The following is an 18,406-nucleotide window of genomic DNA, read 5'->3' on the forward strand; positions in this document are numbered from 1 at the left end:
GTTCGGACGCCGGCTCGGTGCTTCAGCGCGGGACGTAGCGGTTGCGGCTCTGCCAGTACGCGACGAGATCGGCGGGCGCCTTGTCCGGCGAGCCCGCGCCGTAGGGCGGCTGCGGGTCGTACTCGGTGATCAGTTGCACGGACTGGGCCACGTCGTCCCCGGCGATGCGGCCGATCAGGCTCAAACCCATGTCGATGCCGGCGGAGACGCCCGCGGCGGTGACGTACTTGCCGTCCGTCACCACGCGTTCGCTGGTGGGTCGGGCCCCGAAGAGCGGCAGCGCTTCGAGCGCGAGCCAGTGCGAGGTGGCCCGGCGGCCCGCCAGCAGCCCTGCCGAAGCCAGCAGCAGCGAGCCGGTGCACACCGAGGTGGTCCAGGTGCTGGTGGAGTCGGCGGTGCGCAACCAGTCGAGGAGCACCTGGTTGTCCATCTGGTCGATCTGGCCCGGCCCGCCGGGGACGAGGATGACGTCGGGACGGGGGACCTCCAGGAGCGAACGTTCGGCGACGAGCGTGAGCGCACCGGAGTCGTTGAGGACGGGGCCGGCCTCTTCGGCGACGAAGACGGGGGCGGCACCGGGCATCCGACCGAGCGTCTCGAAGGGGCCCACCGCGTCCAGGGCGGTGAACCGGTCGTAGAGCACGATGGCTATCTGCATGGGGTGACTCCTTGGTCACTAAGGGTGGTGTTGAACGGGTACGACGGGTAGGTGTGCGGCGCGCGGCCGTACACCTGCTCCGGAGCTAGCGCCCCGAAGGGTCAGGAGGGTTGGACGAGCACGGCTCCGGCGCCCGTCGCGCGGCCGAACCGGCGGCGGTACTCGGTGGGCGACTGGCCGAGGGTCCTGACGAAGGCCCGGCGCATCGCCTCGGGGGTGCCGTAGCCGCAGTCCCGGGAGATCTGGGCGATCCCCGCGGCGGTGTCCGCGAGCAGCCGCCTGGCGTGCTCGACTCGCACCTGGTCCACATAGCGCCCCGGTGTCACTCCGGTCTCGGCCCGAAAGGCGCGGGCGAAGTGACGCGGGGAGAGCCGGGCGCGCAATGCGAGGGCCTCGACGCTGAGGTCACCCTCGGGATGCTCGGTGATCCACTGCTGCACCTCGCGCAGCGGGTCACGGCGGGCCGACTGGGCAGCGAGCTGGGCACTGAACTGGGCCTGGTTGCCCGGACGGCGCAGGAAGACGACGAGGTACCTGGCGATCGTCTGGGCGACCTGGCCTCCGAGGTCCTCTTCGACCAGGGCGAGTGCCAGATCGATGCCCGCGGTGACACCGGCCGAGGTCGCGAGCCGGCCGTCACGGACGTAGATCGCGTCCGAGTCGACATCGACCTCGGGATGGCAGCGGGCCAACTGTTCACAGATCTGCCAGTGGGAGGTGACACGGTGCCCGTCGAGGAGTCCCGCTGCGGCCAGGAGCAGCGCACCGCTACAGACGGACACCAGCCGCTCGGGGAGCGGGCCGTGGCGGCGCAGCCAGTCGATCAGCTCGGGGGGCGGGTTCCGGGTGCCCTGGCCGCCGGGGACCAACAGGGTGTGCGGGGTCGATGCCCGGTGGAGGGCGAGGTCGGGGACGAGAGTCAGCCCGCTGGAAGAGCGCACCGGCCGCCCGTCGAGCGTGGCGGTGCGGATCTCGTAGGGCGCCCGGTCCTGTTCCCGCCCGGCGCAGGCCCCGGCGAAGACCTCGACGGGGCCCGTGACGTCGAGGCTCTGCACTCCCTCGAACAGCAGGACGAGAACGGATCGCTGTGACATGCCCCCATCCTGGGCATTGGCGTGCATGGCCGCAATGACGGGCTTCCCACCTTTCCAGCCATCCCAGAAGCTAGGGTTCCACCCGTACCGACCAGTCGGTAACCTGCGGCCATGACTTCGCTCCCTGCACGCGCCGGACGGCGCTGTCACCACGCGGTCAACCCTCTTCACTCGACCTTGTACTTCTCACCCGACTTCGCCAAGGAGATGGCCGGAGTCGGCATAGAGAACCCCAAGGCGGCCTACCTCGCCGGGCGCTCGGCCCCGATGGGTGCAGTGGGACCGGGCACGGTCGCGGCGGCCTTCTACAACTTCAACCACGAGATGATCAAGGAGTTCCTCCCGGCGGTGTGGCAGGACGCCACCCCCGAGGCGGTGCTCGCAGCCAGACTGCGCGCGGCCGACTCGACCCTGCGCAGACTCCTCGGTGAGGAGACGGTGGCGAGCCCCGAAATGGTGGAAGCCGCCGAACTGGCCTTGCAGGCAGCATCCGCATGCACCCGCCACGCCCGCCCGCTGTACGCGGCCCACGCCGACCTGCCGACCCCCGACGAACCGCACCTCGCGCTCTGGCACGCCGCGACCCTGCTGCGTGAACACCGCGGCGACGGGCACCTCGCCGCGCTGCTCGACTGCGGGCTCGACCCCGTGGAAGCGCTGGTCACCCACACCGCCACCGGCAAGGGCATGTCCCCGCGCTGGCTCCTGGCCACCCGTGGCTGGCAGCGCACCGACTGGGACGCCGCAACAGCCCGACTGCGGGAGCGCCGACTGCTCGCGGCGGACGGCGAGTTGAGCGAGACGGGCCTGGCCCTGCGCGCCGAACTGGAGGAGCGGACCGACCACCTGGACATCGCCCCCTACGAACGTCTCGGCGCCGCAGGGGTGGAGCGACTGACCGAACTCGCCCGGGGCTTCCTGATGATCGCCTTCAACGCCGGGGCGTTCCCCGCCGACCTCACCGGCAAGGACTGAGAAGAGCACATGAGTAAGAAGGCTCCCGTCTCCGTCGGTCCGCGAGTTCCCGACCGCCACCTGCCACAATGACAGGCTCAAGTTCATTGAGAAGGCGGTAGGGGATCGTGACCACGTCCATCGAAGGCAGGATCGCCGAGGAGCTCGGCGTGCGGGAGCGGCAGGTCAAGGCCGCCGTCGAGCTGCTCGACGGCGGCTCAACCGTCCCGTTCATCGCTCGCTACCGCAAGGAAGCGACCGAGATGCTCGACGACGCCCAGCTACGCACCCTGGAGGAGCGGCTGCGCTACCTGCGCGAACTGGAGGACCGCCGCACGGCGATCCTGGAGTCCGTACGGGAACAGGGCAAGCTGGACGCCGTATTGGAGGCCCGGATCCGGGCGGCCGAAACCAAGGCTCGCCTGGAGGACATCTATCTGCCCTTCAAACCCAAGCGGCGCACCAAGGCGCAGATCGCCCGCGAAGCCGGTCTCGAACCGCTGGCACAGTCACTGCTGACCGACCCCTCGGTGGAACCGGCCTCGGCCGCCGCCGCCTTCGTGGACGCCGAGCGGGGAGTCGCGGACGCGCAGGCCGCCCTGGAGGGTGCCCGGGCGATCCTCACCGAGCAGTTCGCGGAGGACGCCGACCTCATCGGGGAACTGCGCGAACGCATGTGGGGCCGCGGCCGGCTCTCGGCGAAGGTACGGGAGGGCAAGGAGGAGGCCGGCGCGAAGTTCGCCGACTACTTCGACTTCACCGAACCGCTCACCGCCCTGCCCTCGCACCGGGTGCTCGCCATGCTGCGCGGCGAGAAGGAGGACGTCCTCGACCTCACCCTGGAGCCGGAGGAACCCTCGGAACTGCCCGGACCCTCCACCTACGAAGGCCTGATCGCACGCCGGTTCCAGATCGCGGACCGGGGACGCCCGGCCGACCAGTGGCTGGGCGAGACGGTCCGGTGGGCGTGGCGCACCAAGATCCTCGTCCACCTCGGCGTGGATCTGCGGACGCGGCTGAGGCAAGCCGCCGAGGACGAGGCGGTCCGGGTCTTCGCTGCCAATCTCCGGGACCTCCTGCTGGCCGCGCCCGCGGGGACTCGTGCCACGCTGGGACTGGACCCGGGCTTCCGCACCGGTGTGAAGGTCGCCGTGGTCGACGCGACCGGCAAGGTCGTGGCCACCGACACGATCTACCCGCACGTACCGGCCAACAAATGGGAGGAATCCCTCGGTCGGCTCGCCCGCCTGGCCAAGGAACACGCCGTCGAGCTGGTCGCCATCGGCAACGGCACGGCCTCTCGCGAAACCGACCGGCTGGCAACCGACCTCATCGCCCGTCACCCCGAGTTGGGCCTGACCAAGGTGATGGTCTCCGAGGCCGGGGCCTCCGTCTACTCGGCTTCCGCCTTCGCCTCCCAGGAACTTCCCGACCTCGACGTCTCACTGCGCGGCGCGGTGTCCATCGCCCGTCGGCTCCAGGACCCGCTCGCCGAACTCGTCAAGATCGACCCGAAGTCGATCGGGGTGGGCCAGTACCAGCACGACCTGTCGGAGGTGAAGCTCTCACGCTCCCTGGACGCGGTAGTGGAGGACTGCGTCAACGGCGTCGGGGTGGACGTCAACACCGCTTCTGCGCCACTGCTCTCCCGAGTCTCCGGCATCAGCGGCGGACTCGCCGAGAACATCGTCGGGCACCGGGACACTCACGGCCCCTTCCGCAGCCGCAAGGCGCTCAAGGCGGTCGCCCGACTGGGCCCCAAGGCCTACGAGCAGTGTGCGGGCTTCCTCCGCATCCGCGGAGGAGAGGACCCGCTGGACGGCTCCAGCGTGCACCCCGAGGCGTATGCGGTGGTCCGGGCGATGGGCAAGGCGGCAGGCAGCGAGGTGGCGGCTCTGATCGGCAACACCGCCGTGCTGCGCTCGCTGCGCCCGGCGGAATTCGTGGACGACGCCACCGGCATCGGGCTGCCCACGGTGAACGACATCCTGCGCGAGCTGGAGAAGCCCGGCCGAGACCCGCGCCCGGCGTTTCGCACGGCCAGCTTCAAGGACGGAGTCGAGAAGATCGGCGACCTCGCCGCCGGGATGGTCCTGGAGGGTGTGGTGACCAATGTCGCGGCCTTCGGCGCCTTCGTGGACATCGGCGTCCACCAGGATGGTCTGGTGCACGTCTCCGCCATGTCCAAGACATTCGTCAAGGACCCTCGCGAAGTGGTCAAGCCCGGGGACATCGTCCGGGTCAAGGTGCTGGACGTGGACACCACGCGCAAACGCATCTCCCTGACCTTGCGGTTGGAGGACGAAGCAGCCTCCTCGGCCGGCACCGGCGAGCGCTCGGAGCGGCGTTCCGGTGGTCGGCCCCCGCACCAGCGGGGCGGTGGTGCGGGCCAGTCACGCGGTGCGGGCGGCGGGAGCCGAGGGGGCCAGCGCGGAGGCGGAGCCCCGGCTCCCGCCAACAGCGCGATGGCCGACGCCCTGCGTCGGGCCGGGCTGACCGGCCCCAAGGACGATCGGCGCCGCTGATGGCTTGATCGATCCCCCTGCTGGTCACCGGCCTTGCCAGATCGAACAGAAGATCTGTAGGCATGGAGGGTGTGCCCGGCTCGCCAGACCGGGCGAGCCGGGCACCTGCACGTCCGAGGAGCCCATCCCCCACCACCTCCGAAGGCCCAGGATCTCATGCCACTTCGCATGCACGCCTACCGCCGATGCCCGAGGACGGGTCACCAGGGTCACCAGAGGGAGCACATGCAGTACCGGCAACTCAAGTTACGCAGACGGTGCCAAGCGATGCTCGGCGAGTTGGACCTGCCGATCCCGTTCTCCATCGACGACCTGTGCGACCGGATAGCGCAGCGGCGGGGACGGCCCATCCGTCTGCACCCGCTGCCCAAGGAAGCCGCCGAGAGCGGCGTCTGCGGACTGTGGATCGGTACCGACCACGAGGACTACGTCTTCTACGAGGCGCAGACCACGCGCGTGCACCGGGAACACATCATCCTGCACGAGCTCGGACACATCCTCTTCGGCCACAACTCCCTCACTGGCGAAGGCGGAGCGGACGGGCAGCCACCACGGATCATGGGCCGCACCAACTACACCACCCGGCAGGAGCAGGAGGCCGAACTCCTGGCCAGCTTGATACGCACCCGCGCAGGCGATCCGCCCCCCTCGGGCTCGCCGGAGGAGGGGACCGTGCAGTGCACCCTGGAGAAGCTGGACTCGGCTTTCGGCGTGAGGGCCTCCTATGTCCAGCGATGACATAGCGCAGTTCGGCAACGCGCTCGCCGTCCCGGGCGTGATAGCCCTGTGGCTCGCGGTCCTGGCCCGCTCCCGCGCAGCCCTGCACTCACCTCAGCAGCGCGGTCTGTGGCTGGCTGTGGCCACCGCAGCCGCCGCCATGACCTTGAACCTGCCCGCCGTGGTCGAACTGGCCACCGAAGACCCTGGTTCGGCCCATCTGGTGGCGCTCACCCGGAATTTCATCGGCGTGCTCTCCGCCGGGGCGGTGCTCTACTTCGTCGCGGCGACCACCAGCGGACGCCGCCTGCAGACCGCGTCCTGGGTCACCGCCACCCTTCTCCTCCTCGGGCTGCTGGGCCTGGACTTCGCAAGCGCCGACCACGGCGCCCATGGCATCCCGCCACAGGGTTCCCCCGTGCCTTCGCTTGCCTACTGGCTGACCTTGATCGGCGCCCACCTACTCGCCAACACCGTCTGCGTCTACGTCTGCTGGCGCTACAGCAGGGTCGCCGAGAGTCGGGCGCTGTCCGCAGGGCTCCAACTGTTCGGGCTGGGCACGGCCCTGGCCGGGCTCTTCTGGCTGGGCTACCTGGTCAAAGCACTGTCCGGGGCGGGCTGGCCGCTACCGTACCTGCCCTTGCTGATGAACCTGCACGCCTTCCTGCGCGCCGCCGCCATCTTGGTACCAACCCTGTTCACCCTGCGGCGCACCGTGGCCGAGGTGACAGCGGCCTGGCGGTTGTGGCCACTATGGAGCGACCTGGTGCAGGCCGTGCCACACGTGGCCCTGAACAAGCCCCGGGCCCGACTGTGGGAGCTCCTGTGGCCGCCCATGCCCCGTCAGCTGCTGGTGTACCGCAAGGTGATCGAGACCCGCGACGCCATCTTGCTGCTCGCCGACTACGTCGCCCCCGAAGTTCCTGACCTGGCCAGAGAACACGTCCGAGGCTCCGAGGCCGGCGCCGACGGCGAGGCTGCCGTGCTCGCCTGCGTGATCAGAAGAGCCCGGGCGGCGAAACTGGCCGGAGACCCACAGCAGCAGGGCGGATTCGGCGCCGGTGCCTTCGGCGGGCACGGCCTGGAGGACGAGAAGCAGTTCCTGATGGCGGTCGCCGCGGCATACACCTCACCGGCCGCCCGGTCCTTCTCCGCCCGATCCTGAGAAAAGAGATCCGCCGCATGCCCACCGCCCTGATCACCGGCGCCACCTCCGGCATCGGCGCCGCCTTCGCCCACCGCCTCGCCGCCAAGGGCGTCCATCTGGTCCTGGTGGCCCGGGACGCCGAGCGGCTGGCGTCGACCGCGGACACCCTGCGCACCTGCTTCGGAGTGTCGGTGGAGGTCCTGGCCGCCGATCTGCTCGTCCCGGAGCAGTGCCGCACTGTAGAGGAGCGGCTCGCGGCCCGTGGTGAACACGGCCACCCGCCGGTCGACATCCTGGTCAACAACGCCGGCTTCGGCCTGCCCGCACCCTTCCCCCACAGTCCGGTGGAGGACGAGGAACGCCTCCTGGACCTGTTGGTGCGCGTCCCGCTGCGTCTCACCCACGCAGCGGTGCCGGGCCTGCGGGCCCGCGGGCGCGGGGCGGTCCTCAACGTCTCCTCGGTGGCCGGGCTCCTCCCCACCGGCACCTACGGCGCGGCCAAGGCCTGGGTCACCGCGTTCAGTGAATCCCTGCGCGTGGACCTCGCGCCGCATGGCGTACGCGTGCTGGCCGTGGTTCCCGGCTTCACCCGCACCGAGTTCCAACAGCGCGCAGGCATGGACGTCAGTGCGCTGCGCGACAGCGTCTGGCTGGATCCGGACGATGTGGCCGCCGGGGCCCTTCGGGACCTGGCCAAGGGTCGCCCACTCAGCGTGACCGGCTGGCGGTACAAGCTGTACGCCCATGCGGTCCGCCATCTGCCCCGCACCACGGTGGCGCAACGGCTGGCCCGCAAGAGGCACGCTCCTACGGGAGCGGCAGCCGGCGCTTGCGAAAGCGGTCGCCCCTCCCACTGACCTGGTGTCGCGGCGTCTACGGTCGTGGGCTTCGGGCCCCCGCCGCAGGACGGTCTCAGCCCTCGGTCACCCGCCCCTGCGAGACGGTCAGCCGACGGTTGGTGCATACCGCGTCCAACATCCGACGGTCGTGGGTGACGAGCAACAAGGTCCCCTCATAGGCTTCGAGGGCCGATTCGAGTTGCTCGATGGCCGGCAGGTCAAGGTGGTTGGTCGGCTCGTCCAGTACCAGAAGGTTCACGCCACGCCCCTGGAGGAGGGCGAGGGCGGCCCGCGTGCGTTCACCCGGCGACAGCGTGGCCGCCGGCCGCAGCACATGGGCGGCCTTGAGGCCGAACTTCGCCAACAGGGTTCGCACCTCGGCCGGTTCCATCTCCGGCACGGCGACCGCGAAGGCTTCCAGGAGGGGCTCGTCCCCGAGGAACAGCCCGCGCGCCTGGTCCACCTCACCCACCAGGACGCCCGAACCCAGGTGCGCGGCACCGCAGTCCAGCGGCAGACGCCCCAACAGCGCGGCAAGGAAGGTGGACTTGCCGGAGCCGTTGGCGCCGGTGATGGCGATCCGATCCGCCCAGTCGATCTGGAGGCTCAGCGGTCCGAGGGTGAACCCGCCCCGGGTCACGGTTGCTTCCCGGAGCGTGGCGACGACCGCGCCGGAGCGCGGGGCGGAGGCGATCTCCATCCGGAGCTCCCATTCCTTGCGGGGCTCGTCCACCACGTCCAGGCGTTCGATCATGCGTTGGGTCTGCCGGGCCTTGGCCGCCTGCTTCTCGCTCGCCTCGCTGCGGAACTTCCGGCCGATCTTGTCGTTGTCCGAGGACTTGCGGCGGGCGTTCTTGACGCCCTTGTCCATCCAGGAGCGCTGCATCTGCGCCCGCCCCTCCAGGGACGAGCGCTTGTCGGCGTACTCCTCGTACTCCTCGCGGGCGTGCCTGCGGGCGGTGTCGCGTTCCTCAAGATAGGCCTCGTAGCCGCCTCCGTAGAGGTTGACCTGCTGTTGCGCGAGGTCGAGTTCCAAGACCTTGGTGACGGTGCGGGTGAGGAACTCCCGGTCGTGACTGACGAGGACGGTGCCCGAGCGCAGGCCCTTGACGAAGGCTTCGAGCCGATCCAGGCCGTCGAGGTCGAGGTCGTTGGTGGGCTCGTCGAGCAGGAAGACGTCATACCGGGAGAGCAGCAGTGAGGCGAGGCCCGCACGGGCCGCCTGACCTCCGGAGAGGGCCGTCATGGGCAGCTCCAGGCTGATGGCGAGGCCAAGGGAGTCGGCCACCTCCTCGGCCCTTTCGTCGAGATCGGCACCGCCGAGATCGAGCCAACGCTCCAGGCTCTGGGCGTAGGCGTCGTCGGAGCCCGGCGCGCCGTCGACCAGGGCCTGGGTGGCGGCGTCCAGCTCGGCCTGCGCGGCGGCGACGCCCGTGCGTCGAGCGAGGAAGTCGCGGACCGATTCGCCCGGGCGGCGTTCGGGCTCCTGAGGCAGGTGGCCCACGGTCGCGGTGGGCGGGGAGAGCCGCAGCTCACCCGTCTCTGGAGTGTCCAGACCGGCCAGCAGCCGAAGCAAAGTGGACTTTCCGGCTCCGTTGACGCCGACGAGCCCGATCACGTCACCGGGGGCGAGGACCAGGTCGAGGCCGCTGAAGAGGGAGCGTTCGCCGTGGCCGGCGGCGAGGTCCTTGGCGACGAGGGTTGCAGTCATCAGGGTCCAGATCCTAATCGGGTGCGGCGCGGCTTCGAACACGGGGAATCCCGCTGAACACTCGCGGGGCCATGGCGGCCGAATGGCGATCGTGGGACAGCAGGTGCCATGGACATGGCTGGGGTTTCCGGGGGTGAATACGATCGAACGGAACTACGGCCCCTACCACTTGGAGCTACCGTGCACCGCAGAGTCATTGCCCCGAGCGTGTTAGCAGCCTCCCTCCTGCTGGTGATCCCAGCAGCAGCCGCGGGCTACACACCGGGCGCGCCAGGCCTCGGCGATCCCTACTACCCGGCCAGTGGCAACGGCGGCTATGACGTTTCGCACTACGACCTGAGGTTGCAGTACCAACCGAAGACCGATCTGCTCCGAGGCACCGCCACCCTGCTCGCCACAACGACCCAGGACCTGTCACGCTTCAACCTCGACTTCGGCCTCAAGGTGAGCGAGATCCGGGTCGGCGGTGTGAAAGCAGCCTTCACAAGATCGGGTGATCAGGAGCTGGAGGTCACTCCCGCCACCCCCCTGCCCAAGAACCAGCAGATCACCATGGTGGTCAAGTACGCCGGTAAACCCTCCCAGCTCAAGATCGGCGGGTGGACCGCCTGGCACCGCACCCCCGACGGCGGGGTCATCGCCCAGGAGCCCGAGGCGGCTGCCTGGTGGTTCCCCAGCAACGACCACCCTCTGGACAAGGCCACCTTCGACATCTCCGTCAGCGTGCCCGACGGGACCCAGGCGATCAGCAACGGAGTGCTGCGTTCCCAGAGCTCCAAGCTGGGCTGGACCCGCTTCAACTGGCGTTCCAACAAGCCGCAGGCCACCTATCTGGCCACCCTCGCCGTCGGCCGTTTCGACATCACCACAGGCACGACCTCCGATGGCCTTCCGGTGGTGAACGCCTACAGCAAGGACCTCGGCGACAATGCCGGCGCCGCCCGCGCCAGTGTGGAACGGACCACCGAGGTGGTCGAGTGGCTCAGCCAAAATCTCGGCCCGTACCCCTTCAACGCGCTGGGCGGCTACGTGCCCAATGTGACCACCGGCTATGCGCTGGAGACGCAGACCAGGCCCTACTACAGCCCGCGCCAGTTCGCGGCCGGCTCGAACGTCTCGGTCGTCGTCCACGAACTCGCCCACCAGTGGTACGGGGACAGCGTCTCGGTCTCCGGGTGGAAGGACATCTGGCTCAACGAGGGGTTCGCCCGCTACGCCCAGTGGCTTTGGTCCGAGGAGGAGGGCGAGGGCACCGCTCAGGAGCTCGCTGACTGGGTGTACGCAACGCGTCCGGCCGAGGACCCGTTCTGGCAGGTGGCACCGGCGGACCCGGGGCCGGAGAACCAGTTCCACATCGCCGTCTACGACCGCGGCGCCCTCGCCGTCCAGGCCCTGCGCAACGAGGTCGGTGACCGCAGCTTCTTCAAGATCCTCAAGGGGTGGCCCACCGAGCGCGCCTACGGCAACGCCACGGTGACCGACTTCCTCCGGTACGCCGAGCGGGTCTCCGGCAAACCGCTGGCGACACTCTTCGACACCTGGCTGTACCAGCCGGCGAAACCCGCCGTGCCGACCGCGCCCGGGCAAGCCCGGTCGAAGACCGGCGCGGGTGCCGGTCCCGCGGCGCACCGGAGCGTCGAACGGGTGCACCCCGCGCCGCAGCCCCGCTCCTGGAAGAAGATCGCCGCGACCAACACTGTCCACGACACCGGGGGCCACTGACCTCTCGCCCGGTGCGGCGCCGGCGGTGGAACCGGCGCCGCACCGGCACTGGCGCGTACGGCTCCCACGCCGTCAAGGTCATACTGCTCGGCCACGCGAGGGCGCACGGGCAGCACGGGCAGCACGGGCCAGCGGCAGCCAACGCAGCCGGGCGGGGAGCAGCGGCACCGTGTAGCGCAGTACGGTGCTCAACCGCCTCAAGCGGCGCTCCTGGCGCTCGGTCCACTCAAGGCCCAAGGCCGCCCGGGCGTCCGGCGGGAGGTAGCCCACCGTGACGAAGGCGCGCAGCCGCAGGAAGGGCTTGCGCAGCACCGGCCAAAGGAGCCTCAGCGCTGTGCGGAGCCAGCGCGGGCCCCGGTCGGGCGCGCTCAGTGGTAGGTCGGTCGCCAGGAGCTCCCGAGCGACCACGGTCGGCTCCAACACCTCGTCCCGGATCCGCGCGTAGTAAGGCCAGAAGTCCTCCAGGGTCGCGGGCAGCTCCCGTTCGTTGATACCGAGGACCTTCCCGAGCAGCCGCCATTCGGCGTAGAGCCGGTGGCGCTGGGTTTCGTCGAGGGGGCGCCACAAATAGCCCACGGCGTGCAGGTAGACGGGAAAACCCGCGTTGTGCACCCAGGCGTAGGTGCCCGCTTCCAGCGCGTGGTAGGGCCGTCCGCGCGGGTCGGTCCCCCGGATGTCGCGGTGCAGTCGGCGCAACCGTCGCCCCTCCCGGGCCGCCTCCTGGCCTCCGTAGACCCACTGCTGCACGGAGCTCACCGAGCGAACGGCGCGTCCCCAGGGGTCACTGCGGAAGACGGAGTGGTCGTCCACCCCGGCGCCGACGGACGGATGAGCCGTTTCCAGGACGAAGGAGGGCGGCAGGATCAGCAGCGCCCGGACGTCTCCGGCGAGGTGCCACAGGAGCCCGTCCGTGGGCAGCTGGGGTGGACTCGTGGTCTGTGCGCAATCGCCCCTCATGGATACATGGTCCGTCAAGATTCCCGGTGCACGAGTGTTACCTCGAAGTAACTCCGGCTGCTTTGATGGCGCCCGCCGCAACTTTCCCGTCGGTAACCCACAGGCAGCAGGAGACTTGATGCCGTTCTCCACCCCCCGCCGTAGCCGCCTTGCCGCTCTCGCCGCGACCGTCGTCGCAGCCGCGCTGGCCACCACCGTGCCCACGGGCACCGCACAGGCGCAGACCGCCTCGACGCCGAACCTGAGCGTCCTGTCGTACAACGTCTTCCTCTTCAGCAAGACCCTGTATCCGAACTGGGGACAGGACCACCGCGCCCAGGCGATAGCCAGTGCGCCCTTCTTCCAGGGGCACGACGTCGTGGTCCTCCAAGAGGCCTTCGACAACTCCTCCTCGGACTCCCTCAAGAGCCGGTCCGCCTCGCAGTACCCGTACCAGACCCCGGTGGTCGGTCGCACCAAGAGCGGTTGGGACGCCACCGGCGGCTCCTACTCCTCGACCACACCGGAGGACGGCGGCGTGACGATCCTCAGCAAGTGGCCGATCGTGCACAAGGAGCAGTGGGTCTACAAGGACGCCTGCGGCGCCGACTGGTGGTCCAACAAGGGCTTCGCCTACGTGGTGCTGAACGTGGGCGGCACCAAGGTGCACGTGGTGGGCACCCACGCGCAGTCCACCGACCCCGGTTGTGGTTCCGGCGAGGCGGCCCGGATGCGCTCCCGCCAGTTCAAGACGATCGACTCCTTCCTCGACGCCAAGAACATTCCGGCCGACGAGCAGGTCATCGTCGCGGGAGACATGAACGTCGACTCCCGTACCCCCGAGTACGCCAGCATGCTCGCGGACGCCGACCTCGCCGCCAGCGACACCCGGACCGGACACCCGTACTCCTTCGACACCCGGGACAACTCAATCGCGAAGGACCGCTACCCCTCCGACCCGCGCGAGGACCTCGACTACGTGCTGCACCGGGCCGGCCACGTCCGACCGGGCGGCTGGAACAACGACGTGATCAAGGAGCAGAGCGCGCCCTGGACCGTCTCCAGCTGGGGCAAGAGCTACACCTACACCAACCTCTCCGACCACTACCCGGTGACCGGTTCGGCACGCTGAGGCGTGCTCCGGGGGTAGCTCCGGGTGGCCGCAGGCCGGTTGCAGCCGGCCTGCGGCCACCGGGCGTCTCAGCTTCCCGGTTCGTAGAGGGAGTCGAGAACCGTGCCGTACTGCTCGCGGATCACCGCGCGGCGCAGTTTCAGCGAGGGCGTCAGCTCACCGCTGTCCGGTCCCCACTCACGGCTGAGCAGCCGGTGGCGTTTGATCTGCTCGGTGCGGTTGAGCCGGGCGTTCGCCGCCGCGACCGCCCGTTCCACCTCCTGTTGGACCGCGGGGTGGTCGACCAGCCCGGCGAGGCCGTCCGCGGAGCTGATCCCGCGGGCTTTCGCCCAGGCCGGGGCCAGCTCGGGATCGAGCACCAGCAGCGCCACCAGGTAGGACCGTCCGTCCCCGTGAGCGAACGCCTGCCCGATCAGCGGGTGCTCCTTGAGGGTGTTCTCGACAAGCGCCGGGGAGACGTTCTTGCCGTTCGAGGTGACGATCAGTTCCTTCTTGCGGTCGGTCAGCCACAAGAAGCCCTCCTCGTCGAGGCGACCGATGTCGCCGGTGGGGAACCAGCCCTCCGCGTCGCAGGCGCTCTCCACGGTTCCGTCCTCGCGCAGGTAGCCGTCGAAGACAGTCGCCCCCCTGGCCAGGATCTCGCCGTCCTCCGCGATCCGCAGCTCCACCCCTTGGATCGGGCGCCCCACCGACCCGAGCCGGAACACCTCGGGGCTGTTGACCGTGCACACCCCGGAGGTCTCCGTCAGCCCCCAGGCGTCCATGATCGTGAGGCCGAAGCCCGCCCAGAAGCGGACCACCTCGATCGGCATCGGGGCGGTGGCGCTGCCCGTCCAGCTCAGCCGGTCCAGTCCGGCCAGGGACAGCACCGGATCGAGGACCTGGGACTTCACCCGCGCGTAGGAAGCAGCCAGCTCGGCGGGTACCGCGCGACCCTCCTCCCGGTGCGACGCGTGACTGCGGGCGATCTCGGCAGCAGTGTCGATGGCCCGCCGTTGTTCCTCCGGCAGGGCGGCGAGGGCGGCCCGCAACGACGCCGCGAGCTTCTCCCACACCCGGGGTACGCCGAAGAACTGCACGGGGTGCAGTTCCCGCACCGCGGCGGCGACGGCCGTCGGCTCGGCGCACAGCCGCACGTGCGCCGCGCGCAGCAGCGGCAGGTAGATGCCGAGGATGCGCTCCGCGATGTGGGCGAAGGGCAGGTAGCAGATGTGCTCGGCGTGTTCGGGCAGCTCGGTCATGGCATCGAGCCGGACGGACTGCAAGAGGATGTTGCGGTGGCTGAGACGAACGCCCTTGGGGTCGCCGGTGGTGCCCGAGGTGTACACGACGGTGAGCGGGTCCTCGGGCCGGGCCTGGCGCCAGACCTTCTCGAAGGACTGCGGGTCGTGCAGGCGGGTCCCACTGGCGTACACGGATCCGTAGCTGCGATGACCGCCCGCCTCGGCCTCCTCGACGACGATCAGCTGCGCCAGCGGCACGCTCTCCTCGGCCAGCAGCGGCTCCCAGCGCGGTAGTTCACGGGCGCCTTCGAGGAGCGCGAACCGTGCCCGGCTGTGCCGGGCGATATGGGCGATCTGGCCGGGGGCACTGGTGCCGTAGACGGTGACCGGCACGGCACCGAGGTGGACCAAGGCGAGGTCGCTGAGCCAGTGCTCGGGGCGGTTGCCCACCATCATCAGGACGTGTTCACCCCGGTCGATGCCCAGGGCGGTGTAGCCGGCGGCGAGGACGGCGACCTTGCGTCGGACCTCGGCCCAGGTGAGAGTGGCCCACGCGCCGCCGGCGGTGCGCCAGGACAGGGCCGGAAGATGGCCGTACGTGGTGGCGTTGCGCGCGAGCAGCGCGGGAAGGGTGATCGTCTCGGGTGGTCCGGGCAGTTCCAAGGTGGTGGGCATGGCGGACTCCTGGCCGTTTCACATCATTGGTGCGACAGCAATACTGTTGAACCGAGGTGCGTTGAGGTGCAGGATCAGAGAGCGAGGCACAGGCGATGACCACCCAGGCCCAAGAGCCCACGCTCACGGTCGATGAACTCGCGGCCCGGGCGGGTGTCACCGTTCGTACCGTACGGTTCTACAGCACGCGGGGCCTTTTGCCCCCTCCCGCGATCGGACCGCGCAGGGTGGGACACTATGGTCCCGAACACCTGTCCAGGCTGGCGCTGATCGAAGAACTACAGCACCAGGGAATGACGTTGAGCGCGATCGAGCGCTACCTGGACGCTCTGCCGGCGGACCTGAGCGCTCATGACCTGGCGATCCACCGGGCGTTGATCACTGCATGGGTGCCGGACGCCTCCGAGCAGACCTCACGCGCCGAGTTGGAGGCACGCGCCGGACGTGGCCTGTCCGAAGACGATGTGCGGCGGCTGACGGCCATGAACGTACTGACGACCGACCGGCACGGGGAGTACCGGGTGGACCTCGGTCTGCTGCGACTCGGGGTGGCCCTCTTGGACGTGCCCATCTCCCACGAGACGATCCTGACTGCACGCAACGTCCTGTTGGAACACGCACGGGCAGCAGCCCAGGAACTCACCCGGCTCTTCCGGGACGAGGTGTGGGGACCCTTCACGCGGGAGGAGCCCGACGCCGCGCAGGTGGAGGCGATGAAATCCCTGTCCGCCCATATGCAACCCCTCGTGGTGCAGGCGCTGGTCACGGCCTTCCAGCGGTCGCTGCGGCAGGAGCTGCGGGCGGCGTTCGACGCGGAGGAGGGCTCCGGCCCGGGCCGGTAGCCCGGCCCGGTCGGAGCCCTCCGGGCGTGCGCTCAGTCGCCGAAGGTCTCTCCCCGCTCGGCCTTGGCCAGCAGCAAGGCCGGCGGCTCGAACCGCTCACCGTAGCGATCGGCCAACTCGCGGGCGCGCGCCACGAAGCCGGGTAGCGCGCCCTCGTAGCCGTTGATGTACTGGAGGACGCCACCGGTCCAGGCCGGGAATCCGATCCCCATGATGGAGCCGATGTTGGCGTCAGCGACCGAGGTCAGCACGCCCTCCTCCAGGCACCGCACGGTGTCCAGTGCCTCCGAGAAGAGCATGCGCTCCTTCATGTCCTCGAACGGGATCTGCGCCCCGGACCGGGTGAAGTGCTCCCGCAGCCCCGGCCAGATCCCCGTCCGCTGCCCGTCGACGTACTCGTAGAAGCCGGCGCCACCGCTTCGACCGGGGCGAGCGAACTCGTCGACCATGCGGTCGATGACTTGGTCCGCCGGGTGGGCGGTCCACGTGCGGCCGGCCTCCTCGAAGGCCCGCCGGGTCTCGTTGCGGATCTTGCGGGGAAGGGTGAGGGTCAACTCGTCCATCAACGAAAGCACCCTGGCCGGGTAGCCGGCCTGCCCGGCCGCCTGCTCGATGGAAGCGGGCTCGATACCCTCCCCCACCATCGCGACGCCTTCGTTGATGAACTGGCCGATGACCCGTGAGGTGAAGAACCCCCGGCTGTCGTTGACGACGATCGGTGTCTTGTTGATCTGTCGCACCAGGTCGAAGGCACGGGCCAGGGCCTCGTCCCCGGTGCGCCCGCCCTTGATGATCTCCACCAACGGCATCTTGTCCACCGGGGAGAAGAAGTGCAGGCCGACGAAGTCCTCGGGACGCTCTACCCCCTCCGCCAGTACCGTGATGGGCAGTGTGGAGGTGTTGGAGCACAACAGCGCGTCGGGCTCGACAACGCCCTGGATCTCCTCGAAGACCTTGTGCTTGAGCGCGGTGTCCTCGAAGACCGCCTCGATCACCGCGTCGCAGCCGGCCAGATCGGCAGCGTCGGCAGTCGGGGTGATCCGGGCCAGCAGCTGCGCCTTCTTGGCCTCCGTGCTCCGACCTCGCGCCACCGCCTTGTCCAGGAGCTTGTGCGAATACTCCTTGCCGCGCGCCGCGGACTCCAAGGAGACGTCCTTGAGGACCACCTCGATTCCGGCGCGGGCACAGGAGTACGCGATGCCCGCGCCCATCATGCCGGCACCGAGGACTGCGACCTTGCGGACCGGGCGGGACGGCACGCCCTGCGGACGGCTAGCTCCGGAGTTGACTGCCTGGAGGTCGAAGAAGAACGCCTGGATCATGTTCTTCGCGGTCTGGCCGGTCACCAACTCGGTGAAATAGCGGGCCTCGATGACCTGGGCGGTCTCGAAGTCGACCTGGGAACCTTCCACGGCCGCCGCAAGGATGTTGCGGGGGGCGGGATAGGGAGCGCCGTTCAACTGCTTCTTGAGATTGGCCGGGAACGCCGGCAGGTTCGCCGCGAACTTGGGATTGGCCGGGGTGCCGCCGGGAATGCGGTAGCCGGGAGCGTCCCAAGACTGGTGGGACTCGGGGTGCGCATCGATGAAGGCACGGGCCTTGACCATCATCTCCTGCGGATCACGGGCCAGTTCATGTACCAGTCCGTTTTCCACGGCACGCCGGGGACTGTACTGGGTGCCCTGGAGCAGCACCTTCAGCAGCGCGTCAGCGATGCCCATCAGCCGCACGGTGCGCGTGACGCCGCCACCGGCCGGCAACAGGCCGAGGGTCACCTCGGGCAGACCGATCCTCGAACCGGGAGCGTCCAGGGCGATCCGGTGGTGACAGGCCAGGGCGATCTCGTAACCGCCCCCGAGGGCTGCCCCGTTGATCGCCGCGACCACCGGCTTACCCAGCGTCTCGATCCGGCGCAGGGCCCGCTTGACCGCCATGCCCTTGTCGAAGGCCAACTGGGCGTGCTCGGGCCCCAGCTGGATCATGTCCTTGAGGTCTCCGCCCGCGAAGAACGTCTTCTTCGCGGAGGTGACGATGATGCCGCGGATGGCGTCCCGCTCGGCCTCGGCTCGATCGGCGACGGCCGTGATGGAGTCCATGAACGCCTGGTTCATGGTGTTGGCGGACTGGCCGGGGTCATCGAGGACGAGGGTGACGACGCCGTTCTCGTCCGACTCCCAGCGGATCGTGCTGGACTCGCTCATGGTTGCTGCTCCGTAAGGGGGTGGGGAGGG

General features: G+C 69.6%; 14 protein-coding genes. 8 read left to right on the forward strand and 6 right to left on the reverse strand.

Annotated elements, in window-relative coordinates:
- Positions 1 to 22 precede the first annotated feature (22 nt).
- Positions 23 to 658, reverse strand: a complete 636-nt coding sequence (locus tag ACFYMC_RS16365) for a DJ-1/PfpI family protein (protein WP_388524878.1) — start codon at positions 656 to 658, stop codon at positions 23 to 25.
- Positions 659 to 759: 101 nt separating this feature from the next.
- Positions 760 to 1,752, reverse strand: a complete 993-nt coding sequence (locus ACFYMC_RS16370; RefSeq protein WP_388524881.1) for a GlxA family transcriptional regulator — start codon at positions 1,750 to 1,752, stop codon at positions 760 to 762.
- Between the two features lie 111 nt (positions 1,753 to 1,863).
- On the opposite strand from ACFYMC_RS16370, the gene ACFYMC_RS16375 reads away from it, so the two are divergent.
- The 5 genes from ACFYMC_RS16375 to ACFYMC_RS16395 all read left to right on the forward strand — a co-directional run bounded on the left by ACFYMC_RS16375 (position 1,864) and on the right by ACFYMC_RS16395 (position 7,952).
- Entirely contained in the window at positions 1,864 to 2,727 is an 864-nt protein-coding gene (locus ACFYMC_RS16375; protein WP_388524884.1) for a hypothetical protein, read from the forward strand.
- A 107-nt stretch (positions 2,728 to 2,834) separates the two neighbouring features.
- Entirely contained in the window at positions 2,835 to 5,231 is a 2,397-nt protein-coding gene (locus tag ACFYMC_RS16380; RefSeq protein ID WP_388524887.1) for a Tex family protein, read from the forward strand.
- Positions 5,232 to 5,498: 267 nt separating this feature from the next.
- A complete protein-coding gene (locus ACFYMC_RS16385; protein ID WP_388524889.1) occupies positions 5,499 to 5,969 on the forward strand; it encodes a hypothetical protein in 471 nt (156 codons plus the stop codon).
- The gene (locus ACFYMC_RS16390) at positions 5,956 to 7,113 is read left to right on the forward strand and encodes an MAB_1171c family putative transporter (protein ID WP_388524892.1); all 1,158 of its coding nucleotides are present in this window, start codon (positions 5,956 to 5,958) and stop codon (positions 7,111 to 7,113) included. Before ACFYMC_RS16385 ends, ACFYMC_RS16390 begins: the two co-directional genes overlap by 14 nt.
- Positions 7,114 to 7,130: 17 nt before the next feature.
- The gene (locus tag ACFYMC_RS16395) at positions 7,131 to 7,952 is read left to right on the forward strand and encodes an SDR family NAD(P)-dependent oxidoreductase (RefSeq protein ID WP_388524894.1); all 822 of its coding nucleotides are present in this window, start codon (positions 7,131 to 7,133) and stop codon (positions 7,950 to 7,952) included.
- 55 nt (positions 7,953 to 8,007) lie between these two features.
- On the opposite strand, the gene ACFYMC_RS16400 is transcribed toward ACFYMC_RS16395, so the two are convergent.
- Complete coding sequence (locus tag ACFYMC_RS16400; RefSeq protein WP_388524897.1) at positions 8,008 to 9,645, reverse strand: ABC-F family ATP-binding cassette domain-containing protein; 1,638 nt, start codon at positions 9,643 to 9,645, stop codon at positions 8,008 to 8,010.
- 180 nt (positions 9,646 to 9,825) lie between these two features.
- Here ACFYMC_RS16400 and ACFYMC_RS16405 point away from each other — a divergent pair, with 180 nt between their 5' ends.
- Positions 9,826 to 11,367 (forward strand): M1 family metallopeptidase, encoded by a 1,542-nt coding sequence (locus tag ACFYMC_RS16405; protein ID WP_388524899.1) that lies wholly within the window; start codon positions 9,826 to 9,828, stop codon positions 11,365 to 11,367.
- A 78-nt stretch (positions 11,368 to 11,445) separates the two neighbouring features.
- Here ACFYMC_RS16405 and ACFYMC_RS16410 read toward each other — a convergent pair whose 3' ends face one another.
- The gene (locus tag ACFYMC_RS16410; protein WP_388524902.1) at positions 11,446 to 12,324 is read right to left on the reverse strand and encodes an oxygenase MpaB family protein; all 879 of its coding nucleotides are present in this window, start codon (positions 12,322 to 12,324) and stop codon (positions 11,446 to 11,448) included.
- A gap of 118 nt (positions 12,325 to 12,442) precedes the next feature.
- Here ACFYMC_RS16410 and sph point away from each other — a divergent pair, with 118 nt between their 5' ends.
- Positions 12,443 to 13,435: a sphingomyelin phosphodiesterase gene (gene sph, locus ACFYMC_RS16415; RefSeq protein ID WP_388524904.1), complete on the forward strand. Its 993-nt coding sequence runs from the start codon at positions 12,443 to 12,445 to the stop codon at positions 13,433 to 13,435.
- A gap of 68 nt (positions 13,436 to 13,503) precedes the next feature.
- On the opposite strand, the gene ACFYMC_RS16420 is transcribed toward sph, so the two are convergent.
- On the reverse strand, positions 13,504 to 15,333 hold the full coding sequence (locus tag ACFYMC_RS16420; protein ID WP_388524906.1) for an AMP-dependent synthetase/ligase: 1,830 nt from the start codon (positions 15,331 to 15,333) through the stop codon (positions 13,504 to 13,506).
- Between the two features lie 95 nt (positions 15,334 to 15,428).
- On the opposite strand from ACFYMC_RS16420, the gene ACFYMC_RS16425 reads away from it, so the two are divergent.
- Entirely contained in the window at positions 15,429 to 16,175 is a 747-nt protein-coding gene (locus ACFYMC_RS16425) for a MerR family transcriptional regulator (RefSeq protein WP_388524909.1), read from the forward strand.
- Positions 16,176 to 16,207: 32 nt separating this feature from the next.
- Here the strand turns inward: ACFYMC_RS16425 and ACFYMC_RS16430 are convergent, their stop codons facing one another.
- Positions 16,208 to 18,376: a 3-hydroxyacyl-CoA dehydrogenase NAD-binding domain-containing protein gene (locus ACFYMC_RS16430; protein ID WP_388524912.1), complete on the reverse strand. Its 2,169-nt coding sequence runs from the start codon at positions 18,374 to 18,376 to the stop codon at positions 16,208 to 16,210.
- Between the last annotated feature and the right edge of the window lie 30 nt (positions 18,377 to 18,406).

It is taken from the genome of Streptomyces sp. NPDC006879, from assembly GCF_042869595.1.
GTDB lineage: Bacteria > Actinomycetota > Actinomycetes > Streptomycetales > Streptomycetaceae > Streptomyces.